This is a genomic window from Mycobacterium sp. OAS707 (genome assembly GCF_014873705.1).
Lineage (GTDB): Bacteria > Actinomycetota > Actinomycetes > Mycobacteriales > Mycobacteriaceae > Mycobacterium.
In genome coordinates this window covers 833,707-849,512 of the sequence record NZ_JADBDS010000002.1, presented here as the reverse complement: position 1 = coordinate 849,512, position 15,806 = coordinate 833,707, and the positions used below count along the sequence as shown (strand labels likewise).

Annotated in this window: 14 protein-coding genes and 1 tRNA gene; 9 read left to right on the top strand and 6 right to left on the bottom strand. The window is 66.0% G+C overall.

The window, feature by feature from the left end; translation table 11 throughout:
- Position 1: 1 nt before the first annotated feature.
- Entirely contained in the window at positions 2-1,996 is a 1,995-nt protein-coding gene (locus tag GGC64_RS14930) for a TPM domain-containing protein (protein ID WP_192723271.1), read from the bottom strand.
- Between GGC64_RS14930 and GGC64_RS14925 the strand changes: the two genes are divergently transcribed.
- From GGC64_RS14925 to GGC64_RS14915, 3 genes are read left to right on the top strand one after another with little or no spacing between them, the layout of a single operon-like run.
- Complete coding sequence (locus GGC64_RS14925) at positions 1,995-3,287, top strand: deoxyguanosinetriphosphate triphosphohydrolase (RefSeq protein WP_192723270.1); 1,293 nt, start codon at positions 1,995-1,997, stop codon at positions 3,285-3,287. The genes GGC64_RS14930 and GGC64_RS14925 overlap by 2 nt on opposite strands.
- 31 nt (positions 3,288-3,318) lie before the next feature.
- Positions 3,319-5,220, top strand: a complete 1,902-nt coding sequence (gene dnaG / locus GGC64_RS14920) for a DNA primase (RefSeq protein ID WP_192723269.1) — start codon at positions 3,319-3,321, stop codon at positions 5,218-5,220.
- A 58-nt stretch (positions 5,221-5,278) separates the two neighbouring features.
- Complete coding sequence (locus GGC64_RS14915) at positions 5,279-5,590, top strand: hypothetical protein (protein ID WP_192723268.1); 312 nt, start codon at positions 5,279-5,281, stop codon at positions 5,588-5,590.
- On the opposite strand, the gene GGC64_RS14910 is transcribed toward GGC64_RS14915, so the two are convergent.
- Entirely contained in the window at positions 5,591-5,842 is a 252-nt protein-coding gene (locus GGC64_RS14910) for a hypothetical protein (RefSeq protein WP_192723890.1), read from the bottom strand.
- A 142-nt stretch (positions 5,843-5,984) separates the two neighbouring features.
- Between GGC64_RS14910 and GGC64_RS14905 the strand changes: the two genes are divergently transcribed.
- A tRNA-Asn gene (locus GGC64_RS14905) sits at positions 5,985-6,057 on the top strand.
- A 34-nt stretch (positions 6,058-6,091) separates the two neighbouring features.
- Here GGC64_RS14905 and GGC64_RS14900 read toward each other — a convergent pair.
- A complete protein-coding gene (locus tag GGC64_RS14900) occupies positions 6,092-6,865 on the bottom strand; it encodes a phosphatase PAP2 family protein (protein ID WP_192723267.1) in 774 nt (257 codons plus the stop codon).
- Positions 6,866-7,445: 580 nt separating this feature from the next.
- Here GGC64_RS14900 and GGC64_RS14895 point away from each other — a divergent pair.
- Positions 7,446-7,835, top strand: coding sequence for a nuclear transport factor 2 family protein (locus GGC64_RS14895; protein ID WP_192723266.1), 390 nt, complete (start codon positions 7,446-7,448; stop codon positions 7,833-7,835).
- A gap of 64 nt (positions 7,836-7,899) precedes the next feature.
- Positions 7,900-8,376, top strand: coding sequence for an LppP/LprE family lipoprotein (locus GGC64_RS14890; protein WP_192723265.1), 477 nt, complete (start codon positions 7,900-7,902; stop codon positions 8,374-8,376).
- Positions 8,377-8,394: 18 nt separating this feature from the next.
- On the opposite strand, the gene GGC64_RS14885 is transcribed toward GGC64_RS14890, so the two are convergent.
- Positions 8,395-10,317: an acyl-CoA dehydrogenase gene (locus GGC64_RS14885; protein WP_192723264.1), complete on the bottom strand. Its 1,923-nt coding sequence runs from the start codon at positions 10,315-10,317 to the stop codon at positions 8,395-8,397.
- A gap of 101 nt (positions 10,318-10,418) precedes the next feature.
- Here GGC64_RS14885 and GGC64_RS14880 point away from each other — a divergent pair, with 101 nt between their 5' ends.
- A complete protein-coding gene (locus GGC64_RS14880) occupies positions 10,419-11,150 on the top strand; it encodes a VIT1/CCC1 transporter family protein (RefSeq protein ID WP_192723263.1) in 732 nt (243 codons plus the stop codon).
- A gap of 1 nt (position 11,151) precedes the next feature.
- On the opposite strand, the gene GGC64_RS14875 is transcribed toward GGC64_RS14880, so the two are convergent.
- Both GGC64_RS14875 and GGC64_RS14870 read right to left on the bottom strand, forming a co-directional pair.
- The gene (locus tag GGC64_RS14875; protein ID WP_192723262.1) at positions 11,152-12,363 is read right to left on the bottom strand and encodes an MFS transporter; all 1,212 of its coding nucleotides are present in this window, start codon (positions 12,361-12,363) and stop codon (positions 11,152-11,154) included.
- A gap of 24 nt (positions 12,364-12,387) precedes the next feature.
- A complete protein-coding gene (locus tag GGC64_RS14870) occupies positions 12,388-12,825 on the bottom strand; it encodes a MarR family winged helix-turn-helix transcriptional regulator (RefSeq protein ID WP_192723261.1) in 438 nt (145 codons plus the stop codon).
- A 108-nt stretch (positions 12,826-12,933) separates the two neighbouring features.
- Between GGC64_RS14870 and GGC64_RS14865 the strand changes: the two genes are divergently transcribed.
- Positions 12,934-14,973 carry an ABC transporter ATP-binding protein gene (locus GGC64_RS14865; protein ID WP_192723260.1) on the top strand — a complete coding sequence of 680 codons (2,040 nt, stop codon included), beginning with the start codon at positions 12,934-12,936 and terminating at the stop codon, positions 14,971-14,973.
- A complete protein-coding gene (locus GGC64_RS14860; RefSeq protein WP_192723259.1) occupies positions 14,970-15,797 on the top strand; it encodes an energy-coupling factor transporter transmembrane protein EcfT in 828 nt (275 codons plus the stop codon). The genes GGC64_RS14865 and GGC64_RS14860 overlap by 4 nt, the downstream gene beginning before the upstream one ends.
- Positions 15,798-15,806 lie beyond the last annotated feature (9 nt).

Genomic DNA, 15,806 nt, shown 5'->3' with positions numbered 1-15,806 from the left:
GCTAGAGCCGCCCGCCGCCGCCACCGCTCCAGCCGCCGGACGAGCCCGACCCACCGAACGACGTCGAACTCCAGCCGCCGCCCATACTGCCGCCGATTCCGCCGCGCAGCGCACCGGACAGGATGTTGCCGATGATGATGCCGCCGATCATCGCGCCCATGTTGGACCCGCTGGTCTGGCCGTACTGTCCGGTGTAGGAACGTTGCGCGGCACGGACATCCGCGTTGGCCAGGTCCTGCGCCTGCGCCGCCAGCACCGAGGCGCCGTTGGCGTGTGCGATGGCTTCATTCAAGTTGGTGGCCTTCATATCCTGCGCGGCCTGTAATTGGCGCACCGCTTCCGCGAGCCGGGTTCGGGCATCGGGGCCGATGCTGCCGCGCCGGGTGTCGATGTAGTCGGACACACCGCGCACTCGTGATTGGGCAGTGAACAGGGCTTGGTCGTATGCGCGGCTGAGCCGCTCGGCGGCTTCACGTTCCTCGGCGATGGAGGCCAGCAGTCGGTCCAGTTCGGCGTCGGCCTGCGTCAGCTTGGTGAAGGCACCCAAGGGGTCCGTGGTTCCGGCGCTTTGGGCGTCGGCGACGGCCTTGACCGCGGCGTCGCGAGCGGCGCCGAGTTCGGTCGGATGCGGTGTATTGCCCTGCGCCAGCAGGCTTGCGGCCTGATTGATGCCCTGCTGGATGTCCGCGATCGACGCAGGTAGGTTGGCCATCGCGCGGTTGATGTCGGTGCCTGCGTTGTCGATGGCGTCCAACAACGTCCGCGCCTGTCCCAGCGCGGACTCCGCGCCGCGAATGGAGTCGATCAGACCGGACTGGCGACCGACCGGACGCGCCACCAGTGCTCGGGCGTTGGTGAGGTTCTGGTCGGCGAAAGCCAGTCGCTGCTTGGCGGTTTCGACGTTGCCCGCCACCGAAGCCAGCGCCGTGTCGGAGTATTGCTTGTGCAACGCCGCGAGCGCCTGCTCCGACGGCGCGATCCGCGCGGTCACGTCGACCATCTGCTGGGTCAGCGTGTCCAGTCGCGACGGGGCGTTGATCACCAGATCTCGCAGCTTCTCGAACGCTTCGCGTTGCGCGTCCAGTTCACGGTCGGCCTTCGCCGCGGCGACCACCACCCGAGTCAGCAGGTCGCGTCGCTGCTGCACGGTCTCGGGAACGGCGTCGTCGAGGATCTGCCGGACGTTGAATGCCTGCGCCAGCGTGGTCTTGGCGCTCGCGACGGCCTTGCTGAAGGGCGCGGTCTCGTCCGGACCGAATTCGTCCACCGCCAAACCCAATTCGTTGTCGCTGGTGCGTACCGCGTTGTCGACGTCGACGACGATCGACTTGGACAGCTCGTCGAGGGCGTCGATCGGGACGGAGGCCAAGGCGTTCGGATCGGCGGGGTCGACACGACGCGCCGCGGCGAACTCCGCTTCACGCCTCTTGCGTTTGCGGCGCCGAAGCCACAGCCACACCACCAGGACCGCGAGAGCCAGTACCGCGAACGCGACCAACAAGCCGAACCAGGAAATATCCGCATTCGTCGTGGAAGTCCCAGGGTCGAGCCCCTGCGCCGCAGCGATCGCGGCCCCCGCCCAGTCGCTTTGGCGCAGCTTGGGCTCAATTTCGTTGGTGCGCAACGACGTGACGTCGAATCCGTCCGACCCCGTGGTCGGCGGCAGGAATGCATACGCGCGGTCTTCGGTCGCGACCGCGAGAATCGCGTCCTGGCCGCCGATGTCGCTGAAACTCTTCGTCTCCTCGGCCCAGGTGACCGCGCCCTTACCGGAGAACGTGTCGACGTAGACGACCCACAGCCGGATGTGCCGGTCGTTGTACAGCTTGTCGACGGCCTGCTGCACGTCGCTGAACTCGGACCCGCTGAGCGCGTTGGCGTCGTCGTTGACATAGCTGGGCAGCCGGAACGGCGGCTGCCCGGTCGCCGCCGGTGCCAGCAGAACGCCGACGGTCAGCGCCGCGAGCACGAGGCCGAGCAAACGGGCGATGCGCATGGCCCACAATGTAGTACTGGCAGACTGTGCGTCGGTGGCTGTGACTGGAGATCCCTACGGAGAGTTCGACCGCGAGCGTGTGGTGGTCGAACCGCCGAAGGGTGCCTCGCTGCCGGGGACGGCCACCGAACATCGCACGGATTTCGCGCGTGACCGGGCCCGTGTGCTGCACAGCGCGGCGCTGCGCAGGCTGGCGGACAAGACGCAGGTGGTCGGGCCGCGCCAGAGCGAGACGCCGCGCACGCGGTTGACCCACTCGCTGGAAGTGGCGCAGATCGGTCGCGGGATGGCCATCGGGCTGGGGTGTGATCCCGACCTCGTCGACATGGCGGGCCTGGCCCACGACATCGGCCATCCGCCGTACGGCCACAACGGCGAACGCGCCCTTGACGAGTTCGCCGCCGACCACGGCGGCTTCGAGGGCAATGCGCAGAACTTCCGCATCCTCACCCGCCTTGAGCCCAAAGTCCTTGACCCCCAAGACCGTAGCGCCGGACTGAACCTGACTCGGGCTGGCCTGGATGCGGTCACCAAGTACCCCTGGCCGCGAGGATCGCAAAACCGCAAGTTCGGCTTCTACGAGGACGACGCCGCCGTGGCCCAGTGGGTGCGTGTCGACGCACCGCAGGGCGTGCCGTGTCTCGAGGCCCAGGTGATGGACTGGGCCGACGACGTCGCGTACTCGGTGCACGACGTCGAGGACGGGGTCGTCTCCGGCCGCATCGACATGCGGGTGCTTGCCGACGACGACGCGGCCGCGGTGCTCGGCCGGCTCGGCGAATCCCACGGCATGGGTGCGGGCCTGCGAGCCGACGATCTGGTGGCCGCCGCCGAGAGGCTGTCGGCGCTGCCGGTGGTCGCAGCCGTCGGCAAGTACGACGCCACGCTGGCCGCGTCGGTGGCGCTGAAACGGTTGACCAGTGAGCTGGTCGGCCGGTTTGCTTCGGCAGCGATCGCCGCAACCCGCGAGGCCTACGGCCCCGGGCCGCTGGTCCGCTACCAGGCGGAGTTGCGGGTCCCGGCCCTGGTCCGCGCCGAGGTCACCGTGCTCAAGATCCTGGCGTTGCAGTTCATCATGTCCGACCCGAGACACCTCGAGCTGCAGGCCCAACAGCGCGACCGGATCCACCGCGTCGCCAAGTGGGTCCTCGCCGGGGCCCCGGCGACGCTCGATCCGATCTTTGCCACCTCGTTCAACGACGCCGCTGACGACGGCGCGCGGCTGCGGGTGGTCGTCGACCAGATCGCGTCATTCACAGAGGGGCGGTTGGAGCGTTTGGAACCCGCTTAGCCGACGCGGCGCGCCCGCCTAGACTGAGCCGGTGGCCGGCCGGATTCCTGATCGCGATATCACGGCCATCCGCGAAAAAATCCGGATCGAGGACGTCGTCGGCGACTACGTGCAGCTGCGGCGCGCGGGCGCGGATTCGCTGAAGGGGCTGTGCCCGTTCCACGACGAGAAGTCGCCGTCGTTTCACGTCCGGCCCAACCACGGACACTTCCATTGCTTCGGTTGCGGCGAGGGCGGCGACGTGTACGCCTTCGTCCAGAAGATCGAGCATGTCAGCTTCGTCGAGGCGGTCGAGTTGCTCGCGGACCGCGTCGGCTACACCGTCACCTACACAGGTTCGGCGACGACGAATGTGCAGCGCGACCGCGGCAGCCGCAGCAGGCTGCTGGCCGCCAACGCCGCCGCGCAGGAGTTCTACGCCGCAGCGCTGCAGTCCGACGAGGCGGCGCCTGCTCGGCAGTATCTGCTCGACCGCAACTTCGACATGCAGGCAGCCGCACATTTCGGCTGCGGATTTGCCCCGTCTGGCTGGGATTCGCTGACAAAACACTTGCTGCGCAAGGGATTTGAATTCAAGGAGCTCGAGGCGGCTGGGCTCTCGCGCGAGGGTCGGCGCGGGCCGATGGATCGCTTTCACCGCCGCCTGCTGTGGCCGATCCGGGCCAGCAGCAGCGAGGTGATCGGCTTCGGGGCGCGCCGCATCTTCGACGACGACACGATGGAAGCCAAATACATCAACACCCCGGAGACGGTGCTCTACAAGAAGTCGTCGGTGCTGTTCGGTCTCGACCTGGCCAAGCGCGACATCGCCAAGGCCCATCAGGCCGTGGTGGTCGAGGGATACACGGATGTGATGTCCATGCATCTGGCCGGAGTGACGACTGCTGTCGCCTCGTGCGGCACGGCGTTCGGCGATGAGCATCTGGCGATGTTGCGTCGACTCATGATGGACGACAACTTCTTTCGCGGCGAACTGATCTACGTGTTCGACGGTGACGCCGCGGGCCAGCAGGCCGCGATGAAGGCGTTCGACAGCGACCAGAACGTCGCGGGCAAGTCTTTCGTCGCGGTCGCGGCCGACGGGATGGACCCGTGCGATCTGCGGCTCAAACACGGCGACGGGGCGCTGCGCGATCTGGTCGCGCGGCGGGTACCGATGCTGGAGTTCGCGATCAGGGGACTGCTGCCCGACAACAAGGAACTCGACGACAACCCGCAGGCAAGAGTCGACGGCTTGCGTCGCGCAGTGCCGATGGTTGCGCGCATCCGCGATGTGGCGTTGCGAGACGAATACGCTCGCCGGCTCGCGGGGTGGGTCGGTTGGGACGACGTCGCGCAGGTCGTCAACCGTGTCCGTGAAGTCGCGACCGGAAAGTCTCAAAACAGCGCGCGCACCGCGCGCCGTCGCCCCTCCGCCGAGACACCGGCACCGGTTCGTCCCGACCCGGCCGACCCCACGCTGTGGCCGCAGCGCGAGGCGCTCAAGTCGGCACTGCAATATCCGGCGGTGGCGGGTCCGGTGTTCGACTCACTCACCGTCGAGAGCTTCACCCACCCGGGCTACGCGGCGGTGCGGGCGGCCATCGAGGCGGCAGGCGGAATGTCGGCGGGCCTGGCCGGCGCACAGTGGATAGAGGCCGTGCGTGACCAGACGGCGTCGCCGGCGGCGGCCAACCTGGTCAACGAACTGGGCGTCGAGGCCATCAACGTGGACGACGACGAGAGATTGCCCCGGTACATCTCCGGAGTGCTGGCCAGACTGCAGGAAGTGTGGGTCGGCCGCCAGATTGCCGAGGTCAAGTCCAAATTGCAGCGCATGTCACCGGTGGAACAGGGCGACGAATACCACGCACTATTCGGTGACCTGGTGGCCATGGAGGCCTATCGGCGCAGCCTGCTGGAACAGGCCAGCGGCGACGACCTTACTGCGTGAACACAGCAAGCAGGTTATGGTGTTAAGGCTGTCGGGGATCGTGTGGAAAGGGAGGCCCGTGTTCAATCGGAAACCCAACCGAACTCGGCTGATCGCGGGTGTTTTCGTGGCCGCTGCGGTGGCTGTTCCGTGCTATGCCGCGGCAGTGTCGTCCGACAGCGCGCAGGTCACGGCTTCTCCGGCCTGCTTGGCGTGGTTCGGCAACAGGGACGACGGCAAGTGCCTGTCCTACTCGAATGGCCAGCCGGTCTTCGTCGGCACTCCTGACCTCGGCATTTATGGCCCAGACGCCGGTAGCGGCCGTGGCGGTGTCGGCATCAGCACCGGGCCGCTGCTGCCGTCGCAGACCTGGACCACCCCGATCGGCTAGCTAGCCGTCTTTCCTGACCATCGACTCCGGCTGCAATACGTCGGTCTGAGAGTCGATGGGCGTCAGCGTGACCAATGTCGGATCGGGTGAGACCCGGTCGGCGATCTTGCGGCGCCCGGCGTCGAGCACTGCCTTGGTGGCCGGGTTTTCGGTGACGGCCTTGTACGTTCCGGCGATCTGTTCATAACGGCGCCGGCCCGCTTTCGCACCAAACACGTAGCCAACGGCCAAGACGACGAGATACCGGATCACAGGGCCCCTCCCAGACGACGGTGCGTTGGTCTCCATCCTGCCTCACTTGGCTGTGTAGCGGCGGGCCGGGCGCGTATTGGCGGCCCGCGCGGCACGTACGCTAAAGTCTTGGTTCGCGGCGCAGGCCGCGCGAAAGCAACAGTCCCCTGTAGCTCAATTGGCAGAGCATTCGGCTGTTAACCGAAGGGTTGCTGGTTCGAGTCCAGCCGGGGGAGCAAGCATTAGCGCAGAAGCCAATTCGAAGTCTGGTCAGCGCCCTGCAGATACAACGGCGACATCGGTCGTCGAGCGTGGCTGAGCCCCGTACTGCGCCGCGCCCCTGGCGGATCGGAAGTGGAAGTACCTGATCACTTCGGCACCCAGAGTCACGAACAAGGCGGCCAGCAGCGCGCCACCGATGACGTCGGTGAGCCAGTGCACACCGACATGCACCAGGGTGACGGCCATGACGAGCACGCCGGCGCCCACCACACCCGCAAGCAACGTGCGTACGGCGCGGCTGCGTCCCACGCCGAGGCACACTGCGATCGATCCCAGCAAGGCGCCGGTCCGGGTGACGTGGCCTGAAGGAAACATGTGTTGACCGGCCGGACCGAAATGATGGATCACCAGCTGCGCCTCGGCCGAGCTGCGTGGCCGCAGTACGACCGCTTTGAGGACTGTCTTGGTCACCGTCGCACCCACGACCGTCCCGAGCACCACCGCGCCGGGGACCACCGATCGAGCCCGATGCGACAACCAAGTGCCGCTGATCAGCGTCAAAGCCACGGCGGTGGCCGGATGTCCATATTCGCCGATCATCCGGGTGGCGATGTCCAGTGACCACGACCGCTGCCCGACCGCCCATTTCGATGCGGCTGCGTCCAGGCTGGTTACCCAGCCGTGGGCGTGCACGCCAATCGTGAGCGCCGTCAATGCCGACAGCAGCCCACCGACGCGTAAGACTGTCGCGAACGGCCGGTAAGTGAACAGCGAATGCGTAGCCAGCACGACTGCAACGCCGATGAGAACGATGACGATCATAGTGATGACAACAGTATGCACGACATTCTCGTTGCTGTCCCATCGCCATCAGCTGGGTTGACGTTGCTGCGGAGACCCGTGATCCCGGGCGGCCGCGAGACCGCCAAGACGTCGCAACCCGGCTGGCCAGTCACTTAGGCCGCGAATAGCCCTGCAAATCAAGCGCTCTGGCCCAGCCGGCTTTCATTGACTGTGGGCCAAACCGCTGGCTTCGGCGCGGTGGCCGTTGGGGTGGCTATTCCATTGCCGGAAAGTAGATAGCAGTTTCCCGGTTTGCTTAGCAGGAGTGTCAAAGGTTGCTCGATCGCTGCGGGTGATCCACCTGCTTGCGCACTGAAGAAAGAAGCGTCACATCGCGAATCGGCGGGCCCGCTCGCAGCAAACACCGCTGCGACGCGATGTGGTTGCATCGTCAACGGCGCCAATCTATTTGCGGTGAACGGTCTGGACGCCGATCGCGCCGGGTCGATAATCGACAAGTCGGCGAAGGTCTGAGTGTCCCGGAGCTGCACACCGCGGTTCCCACTCCAGGCACGACTGTGTCGCTGCCGACGTATCGGATACACAAAAGGGGGATCGAATGTCCGAGCAGGAAAACAAAGAACTCATGGAACGCGGCTACGCAGCCTTCTCTGCTGGTGACCTTGACACGGTGATGAGTCTGTTCGACGACGACATCGAATGGGTACAGCCAGGTTCGAGCGCGGTCAGCGGGACCTATCACGGCAAGACCGAAGTCATGGAGCAGTTCGGGCGATTGGCCGAGAAGGGGCTGACGGTGGAGCTCAAGCAGCTCGTCGCCGAGGGCGACACCGTCGTCGCCATCACCCAGGTGACCGCTGGGGGCGAGACCAGCGAGGACGCCGACGTATTCACGATTCGCAACGGCAAGACCGTTCACGTTCAGGTGCACGGCGACACGGCGTTGCTGGAGCGCGTCTACGGCAAGAAGCAGCTCGCTGCTGGATAACCGCTTCGCGCAACCTTTTTGGGCCGGGGAGTTGTCGTCGCATGGCCCACCGTAAGCTCGGGCCATGCGACCTTCCCGGCTGATTGCCGTCGTCCCACTCACGATCCTGCTTGCCGCGGGTTGTGGCTCCAACCAGCCGTCATCGGCTCCGACGACGTCGGCCGCCTGCACAAAAGACGACGGGCCAAGCGAGGAGACGGTTACGGCCGAGATCGCCAAGCTGCCCAAGGCGGACTGGCTCGAGATCATGAGCGGCCACACCGCCGACTGCAGCCTGCACTGGGTGGTCGTCGGTTCGGGCGACGCCTCCGACAGCCCGGGACAGGTGTTGTTCTTCGATCGCAAAACCCCGATCGGCACGCCGACGCCGGACCCGCGTCCATACGTCACCATCACCCCGACGGGCGATGACACCGCGTCGGTGCAGTATCAATGGCGTCAGGGCCAGGACCCTGCGTGTTGTCCGACGGGCGCGGCGACGGTGCGGTTCAAGATCGAGGACGGCAAGCTCAAGGCGCTCGATCCCATTCCGAACAAATAGTCGGTCTCCCGAGTCGTCCTACGTCTCGGCGATGTTCTCCGGATGCAGCATCTCGGCGTAGCGCAACTGCTCGGGAATGCCGAAGCCGTCGACGAGTAGCTCCGCGTATGGTCGCAGCGTGCGGCAGCGTTCGTTGATGCCGCGCGTGACGGCCTTCGCGCGCTCGGTCGACAGGAACTGGTGTTCCATGAACCAGGCCTTGTCATCCTCGATCACCGACAGCGCGTACAGGTCACACACCATGTCCAGGATCTTGCGGGCTTCGTCGTCCTCGCAGGCGTCGATGCCCGCGACGAACGCCTCCAGAATGATGCGGTCGATATGCGCCGCAGCGGCGTGCAGCACGTGGTCCTGCACCGCGTTGAACGCCTCGAATGCGTTCATTTCCTTGGATTTACCCCGCAGCCGACGCGCGACCGTCGCGACCATGTACTCCTCGCGGTCCTCCAACATCTTGACCTGAGTACCGCGGTTGAACAGGCTGCCCTCTTCCTCGTTGTCCTGCCTGGTATCGAGGATTCGCTGCATGATCGTCTCGGCCGCAGTGCGTTTCATGACCCGCTCGCCTGCGAAGTTGGCCGCGAACTTCACCCACTCGACGGGGCTCATGCCCTTGATGTCGTCGGCGTACGCGGTGAGCAGTTCCTTGGCCACCAGCTGAATCAGTACGTGGTTGTCGCCCTCGAACGTGGTGAACACGTCGGTGTCAGCCTTCAGCGCGATGAGCCGGTTTTCGGCGAGATAGCCTGCGCCGCCGCATGCTTCGCGAGCTTCCTGGATCGCACGGGTGGCGTGCCAAGTGTTGGCGGCCTTCAGTCCGGCGGCGCGGGACTCGAGTTCCCGTTGCTCCTCTTTGTCGGGATCGTCGGCACTCTGCAGTTCGTGCGTCTTGGCGACCAACTCGTTCTGCGCGAACTGCAGCGCGTAAGAACGGGCGATCAGCGGGAACAGTCGGCGCTGATGCACCAGGTAGTCCATCAGCAAAACCTCGTGGTCGTCGCCGGGAGCCTGGAACTGCCTGCGCTCCAATGCGTATCGGGTGGCGATGTCGAGGGCGACTCGTGCCGCGGCCCCTGCGCTTCCGCCGACCGTGACTCGGCCGCGGATCAGCGTGCCGAGCATTGTGAAGAACCGACGGTTCGGGTTCTCGATCGGCGAACTGTACGTGCCGTCCTCGGCTACATCGGCATACTTGTTGAGCAGGTTCTCCCGCGGGATGCGGACATTGTCGAACTGGATGCGACCGTTGTCCACCCCCGGCAGGCCGCCTTTGTAGTGACAGTCTCCGGTGGTCACCCCTGGCAGGTCGTTGCCGTCGTCGTCGCGGATCGGCACCACGAAGCAGTGCACTCCGTGCCCTTCGCCGTCGGGTGTGATCAGTTGGGCGAATACCGCTGCGACGGTGGCGGTTTCGGCGGCGCCACCGATGTAATCCTTGCGTGCGGTCGGAGTGGGGGAATCGATGACGAACTCCTGGGTCGACGGGTCGTAGGTGGCCGTCGTCTCCAGCGACTGAACGTCGCTGCCGTGACCGGTCTCCGTCATCGCGAAGCAACCCAACAGATCCAGGTTGATGATGCGCGGCACGTACGCCTGGTGGTGGCGCTCGGTGCCGAGGTTCTCGACGGCCCCGCCGAACAGGCCCCACTGCACGCCCGCCTTGACCATCAACGACAGATCGGACATCGCCAGCATCTCGATCCGGGTGACGGCAGCAGCGACGTCGCCGTTGCCGCCGTGTTCCTTCTTGAACCCGTCCTCGGCGGCCCCGTGCGCCGCCATGATCTTCATCTGCTCCATCACCTTGGTGCGGGCGATCACGGTGTTCGGGGTGTAATGCGGGCGGAACACCTCGTTGGAGAGTTCGGATCGCATTCTGTTCTTCACGTCGCGCCAACGGCCGTCCAGCGTGTTGCGTAGATGCTCCGCAGTGGTGGTCATACCGAGACGTTAGCCCTTCTGGTGCCCCGGCAAACTGTGATGTCAGAAACGTAGGCAAACCTTGCTAGACCAGCAGATACCTGTGACGTTGAATCGACCCCATGACCGAATCCGACGAGGCGCCGGTATCGCCGACCGGCATGCCGCACATCCCGCACCATCGACACTCGGACGTGTCGGGCGGCTGGCTGCGCGCCGCGACGTTCGGTGCGATGGACGGTCTCGTCAGCAACACGGCGCTGATCGCGGGCGTGGGCGCGGTTGGTGATGCCCACACCGTGGTGATCAGCGGCTTCGCGGGCCTGGTCGCCGGTGCGTTTTCGATGGCATTGGGTGAGTACACGTCCGTCACCACCGCCAACGAGCAGCTCGATGCCGAGGTGCTGATGGAGCGGCACGCGTTGAGCAAGCATCCCGAGGCGGAGGAAACCGAACTGGTCTGGATGCTCGTCGAGATGGGAATGAGCCCGGAAACCGCGGAGAAGGCCTCCGAGGAGATACATCGCGACGTGGATCGGGCGCTGAATGTGCATGTCGCACAAGAGCTGGGGGTTCACCCGGAGGAGAAACCATCCCCATGGGTGGCTGCCGGCTCGAGCTTCGTCACGTTCGCGATCGGCGCCATCGTTCCGCTGATTCCGTATTTCCTCGGTTTCCAGTCGTTGTGGCTGGGTCTGTTGTTCGGCGGCGTGGGCCTACTGATCGCCGGGGGAGTCGCAGCGCGGTTCACGAAGAAGCCGCTGTGGTTTGCGTCCTTGCGTCAGTTGCTATTCGGGACGATAGCGATCGCGGCGACGTATCTTGTCGGCCACCTGGTCGGAACTGTGGTCTGATCTAGGTGTCGTTGCCGACGGTGACGGCCGTCGCCTGCTCGGTGATCTCGTCTAGCTCCGAGTCCTCGACGTCGATACCGACCAAATGCTGACGCGTCGAGAACAACACCCCTGCCCCGAGCAGCACCGCGGCGGCGCCGACCCAGAACGGCAGATGCACGCTGACCTGCTCGCCGAGCACGCCTGCCAGCCACGGCGCCAGCGCGGCGCCCGCGAAGCGTACGAAACTGTATGCGGCCGAAGCGACTCCGCGTTCAACAGGTGCGGCCTTCATGACGGTCTCGGTGATCAGTGTGTTGTTGATGCCGATGAACAGCCCGGCGACCACCACACACGTGGCCAACACGGTCTTGTTGTCGGTACCGACGGCCATCACCACCAGCGTCGCCGTCATCGCCAGCAGGTTGACGATCAGCGTAGGCACCGTGCCGAAGCGGTGCTGTAGCCGAGGCGCGACAACCACCGAGGTGAAGGCAAGCGCAAGCCCCCAGCCGAAGAAGATCAGCCCGATCTGATGGGCGGTCATGTCGAGCGGGAACGGCGTGAACGCCAACAGCGTGAAGAAACCAAAGTTGTACAGCAGCGCGGTGATTGCGACACCGAGCAGACCGCGGTGGCGCAACGCGCGGAACGGGTCGGCCAGCGTGGTGGCGCGTTCGGCACGCGGCGTGGACGGCAGCAGGAACGCGGTGACGACGAGCGCAAGGGCCATCAGGACCGAAACCCCGAAGAACGGCCCACGCCAGGAAATCGAGCCGAGCAGGCCACCGACCAACGGCCCGACCGCGATGCCGAGGCCAAGCGCCGCCTCGTAGAGGATGATCGCCTGCGCGACCGATCCGCGTGCGGAGCCGACGATGGTGGCCAATGCGGTGGCAATGAACAGCGCGTTGCCCAGCCCCCAAAGTGCCCGCCAGCCAACGATTTCGGCCACGGTGTCGGACATGCCCGCCAGCCCTGCACCCGCGATGATGATCAACAGGCCGATCAGCAGCGTGCGTTTGGGGCCGATGCGGCTGGCCACCACGCCGGTGATGAGCATGGCGACGCCCATCACTGCCATGTAGCTGGTGAACAACAGCGACACCTGCGACGGGGACGCGTTCAGGTTGTCGGCGATCGGCTTGAGGATGGGGTCGACGAGACCGATGCCCATGAACGCGACGACGGACGCGAAGGCAACGGCCCAAACAGCCTTGGGTTGGCGCCACATACGGTGGCTTCTCCTTTTCGGTTGTTACTTGACAGGGGTCGGGACGGCCGCGTCCGCGAGTAGGCGACGCATCACCCGCACGGCGTCGCTCAGTGTCTGGCGATCCGCGGCGTCGAGGCGCTCCAGGTACGGGTCGATGGCCGCGCCGCGGTCCACCCGCACCTGCCTCAGGGTGTCGACCCCCTTCGGGGTGATGCGGATCAGTACCGCCCTGGCATCGTCGGGGTCGACGGTGCGCGATACCAGTCCCGCGTCTTCGAGCCGGCGCACCTGGTTGGTCATCGTCGGCTGCGAGCAATGGTCGAGCGCGGCCAGGTCGGATATCCGGGTCGCGCCCCGATCCTCGATCGTGGACAGCAGCCGCGCTTGGGCGAATCCAAGTGGCATGCGGACCCGCTGCGTGGCCAGCCGGTTGATACGGGCGACCACTGCCAGCAGATCGGCTCCGAGCGTCGGGGACATGACTCCATGATTACATAGGTTTACTATGCGTTTCAAACGCTCGGCGCCGTGCCGGCGCTCACAGCGTGGTGAAAAGGGGTGCCTGCAGGAGGCTGGCAGAATCGAGAAATGACCGCGACCGAGCCGAGCACCCCTCGACGGGCCGGCTCCCTTCAACCGGTCGAACTCGCACAAGCCTCTGTCATGGCGGCGTTGTGCGCCGCCACCGCGATCATCGCCGTCGTCGTCCCGTTCGCCGCCGGCGTGTCGCTGCTGGGTACGGTCCCGATGGGTCTGCTCGCGTATCGATACCGGCTTCGCGTGTTGATCGCTGCGACGGTCGCGGGCGCCCTAATCGCGTTCCTGATCGCCGGCATGGGCGGGTTCATGACGGTGGTCAACTGCGCTTACATCGGCGGCCTGACGGGCATCGTCAAGCGGCGCGGCCGCGGTCTCTTCACGGTGTTCTGTGCTTCGCTCGTCGCGGGCTCGCTGTTCGGCGTTTTCACGGTGGCGGGGCTGGCGATTCTGGCGAGGTTGCGCCACCTTCTCTTCGACTCGGTGACCGCGAACATCAACGGGCTCGCAGCGGTGATCGCCCGCATCCCCGACATGGAGCCCGCCGCCGAGCGGCTGAAGCACGACTTCGCGACCGCGCTGCACTACTGGCCGTTTCTGTTCTTCGGCTCGTCGGTGATGTCCATCGTCTTCGTCACGTTCATCGGGTGGTGGGCGCTGTCGCGGGTGATGACCCGGCTGCTCGGCATACCCGATGTGCACAAGCTGGAGTCGTCGACCGACGCGGGGCCTGTCGCGCCGGTGCCTGCGCGGCTGCACGACGTCCGATTCCGCTATCCCAACGTCGACCACGACGCTCTCGGCCCAGTGTCGATGAGTGTCGAGCCCGGTGAGCACGTCGCGGTGACCGGCGCCAACGGCTCAGGCAAGACCACGCTGATGTTGATGCTCGCCGGCCGCGAACCCACCTCGGGGACCATCGAGCGTGCGGGTGCCGTCGGCCTCGGGAAGCTCGGCGGCACCGCGGTGATCATGCAGCACCCGGAAAGCCAGGTGCTCGGTACCCGCGTCGCCGACGACCTGGTGTGGGGATTGCCGCCTGGCAAGACGATCGACGTCCATCAGCTGCTCGGCGAGGTCGGACTGGACGGGCTCGCCGAGCGAGATACCGGCGGGCTGTCGGGCGGGGAACTGCAGCGGCTCGCCGTGGCCGCGGCGCTGGCGCGTGAACCCTCGCTGCTGATCGCCGACGAGGTCACCAGCATGGTCGACCAGGACGGACGCGACGGGTTGATGGCGGTGCTGTCCGGCCTGACCCAGCATCACCAGATGTCGCTGGTTCATATCACGCACTACAACAGCGAGGCGGATGCCGCCGACCGGGTGATCAACCTGACCGGAAACGGTGCTTCCGACAACACCGAAATGGTCGAGACGGCCGCCCCTCCGACGGCAACCAGCGCTGTCGCACACGACTCCGATACGGCGGTGCTCGAGCTCAACGGTGTCGGACACGAATACGCGAGCGGAACTCCTTGGGCGACAACGGCTTTACGGGACATCAACTTCGCTGTCCACCAGGGCGACGGGTTGTTGATCCACGGTCTGAACGGATCGGGCAAGTCGACGCTGGCGTGGATCATGGCCGGGCTGACGGTGCCGACGACGGGCGAGTGTCTGCTTGACGGAAAGCCGGTCTCCGATCAGGTGGGCGCGGTCGCGATCTCGTTCCAGGCGGCCAGGTTGCAACTGATGCGCAGCCGCGTCGACCTGGAAGTGGCCTCGGCGGCTGGTTTTTCGCACCGCGATCACGACCGCGTGGTCGCGGCATTGGCCACCGTGGGGCTGGATCCCGGCATGGCCAAGCGACGCATCGACCAGCTGAGCGGCGGCCAAATGCGCCGCGTGGTTCTTGCCGGCCTGCTGGCCCGCTCGCCGCGTGCGTTGATCCTCGACGAGCCGTTGGCCGGCCTCGATGCCGCGAGTGCGCGTGGGTTGCTGCGGCTGCTGGAGGAGCTGCGCCGTACGGCAGGTCTCACGGTTGTCGTTATCTCCCATGACTTTTCGGGCCTCGAGGACCTGTGCCCACGTACGCTGCACTTGCACAACGGCCAGCTGGCCGCGCCGACGACGGCTGGAGGCGTCTCGTGACCGCCCCTGCGCGGCAGCGCACAACGGTCGTCTTGTTGCGTCCGGTGCCGGGAGATACCGTTATTCACCGGCTGTGGGCCGGAACGAAGCTGATCGCGGTGGCGGGCATCGGGGTGCTGTTGACGTTTTATCCGGGCTGGGTGCCGATCGGTCTGGTGGCCGCACTGATCCTGACGGCTGCGCGGTTGGCGCGCATTCAGCGGGGGACGTTGCCTGCGATTCCGCGGTGGCTGTGGATCCTGCTGTTCTTCGGAGGTGCCACTGCAGCGCTGGCGGGCGGCAGCCCGGTGCTCGACGTCGGTTCGGTGCACCTCGCGCTCGGTGGACTGCTCACCTTCCTGCGCATCACCGCGGTTTCGATCGTGCTGCTCGGGCTGGGCGCAATGGTGTCGTGGACCACCAATGTCGCCGAAATCGCGCCCGCTGTCGCGACATTGGGCAAACCCTTGCGGCCGCTGCGGGTACCGGTTGACGACTGGGCGGTGGCTTTGGCGTTGGCTTTGCGGGCATTTCCGATGTTGATCGACGAATTCCGCGTGCTCTACGCGGCGCGCAGGCTGCGGCCGAAGGTGGTGCCCGTCACGCGTCGGCAGCGCAGGAAGCGGTGGGCACTGGAGCTCGTCGACATTCTCGCGGCCGGGATCACCGTGGCGCTGCGCCGCGCCGACGAAATGGGCGACGCGATCACGGCCCGCGGCGGCGCCGGTCAAATCTCGGCCGTACCGTCGGGCCCGAAACGCGCTGACTGGATCGCGCTCTCGATCGTCATCGTGGTGTGCGCGGTTGCGCTGGCGCTCGAACTGACCGTACTGGGCACGTTGTAGCTCTATCCT

What these genes read in the sequence shown, in the direction of transcription:
- GGC64_RS14925 (WP_192723270.1), top strand. Translation starts at nt 1,995, where the DNA reads ATGGCCCACAATGTAGTACTGGCAGACTGTGCGTCGGTGGCTGTGACT.
- GGC64_RS14930 (WP_192723271.1), bottom strand. Translation starts at nt 1,996, where the DNA reads ATGCGCATCGCCCGTTTGCTCGGCCTCGTGCTCGCGGCGCTGACCGTC.
- GGC64_RS14900 (WP_192723267.1), bottom strand. Translation starts at nt 6,865, where the DNA reads ATGATCGTCATCGTTCTCATCGGCGTTGCAGTCGTGCTGGCTACGCAT.
- GGC64_RS14895 (WP_192723266.1), top strand. Translation starts at nt 7,446, where the DNA reads ATGTCCGAGCAGGAAAACAAAGAACTCATGGAACGCGGCTACGCAGCC.
- GGC64_RS14890 (WP_192723265.1), top strand. Translation starts at nt 7,900, where the DNA reads ATGCGACCTTCCCGGCTGATTGCCGTCGTCCCACTCACGATCCTGCTT.
- GGC64_RS14885 (WP_192723264.1), bottom strand. Translation starts at nt 10,317, where the DNA reads ATGACCACCACTGCGGAGCATCTACGCAACACGCTGGACGGCCGTTGG.
- GGC64_RS14880 (WP_192723263.1), top strand. Translation starts at nt 10,419, where the DNA reads ATGACCGAATCCGACGAGGCGCCGGTATCGCCGACCGGCATGCCGCAC.
- GGC64_RS14875 (WP_192723262.1), bottom strand. Translation starts at nt 12,363, where the DNA reads ATGTGGCGCCAACCCAAGGCTGTTTGGGCCGTTGCCTTCGCGTCCGTC.
- GGC64_RS14870 (WP_192723261.1), bottom strand. Translation starts at nt 12,825, where the DNA reads ATGTCCCCGACGCTCGGAGCCGATCTGCTGGCAGTGGTCGCCCGTATC.
- GGC64_RS14865 (WP_192723260.1), top strand. Translation starts at nt 12,934, where the DNA reads ATGACCGCGACCGAGCCGAGCACCCCTCGACGGGCCGGCTCCCTTCAA.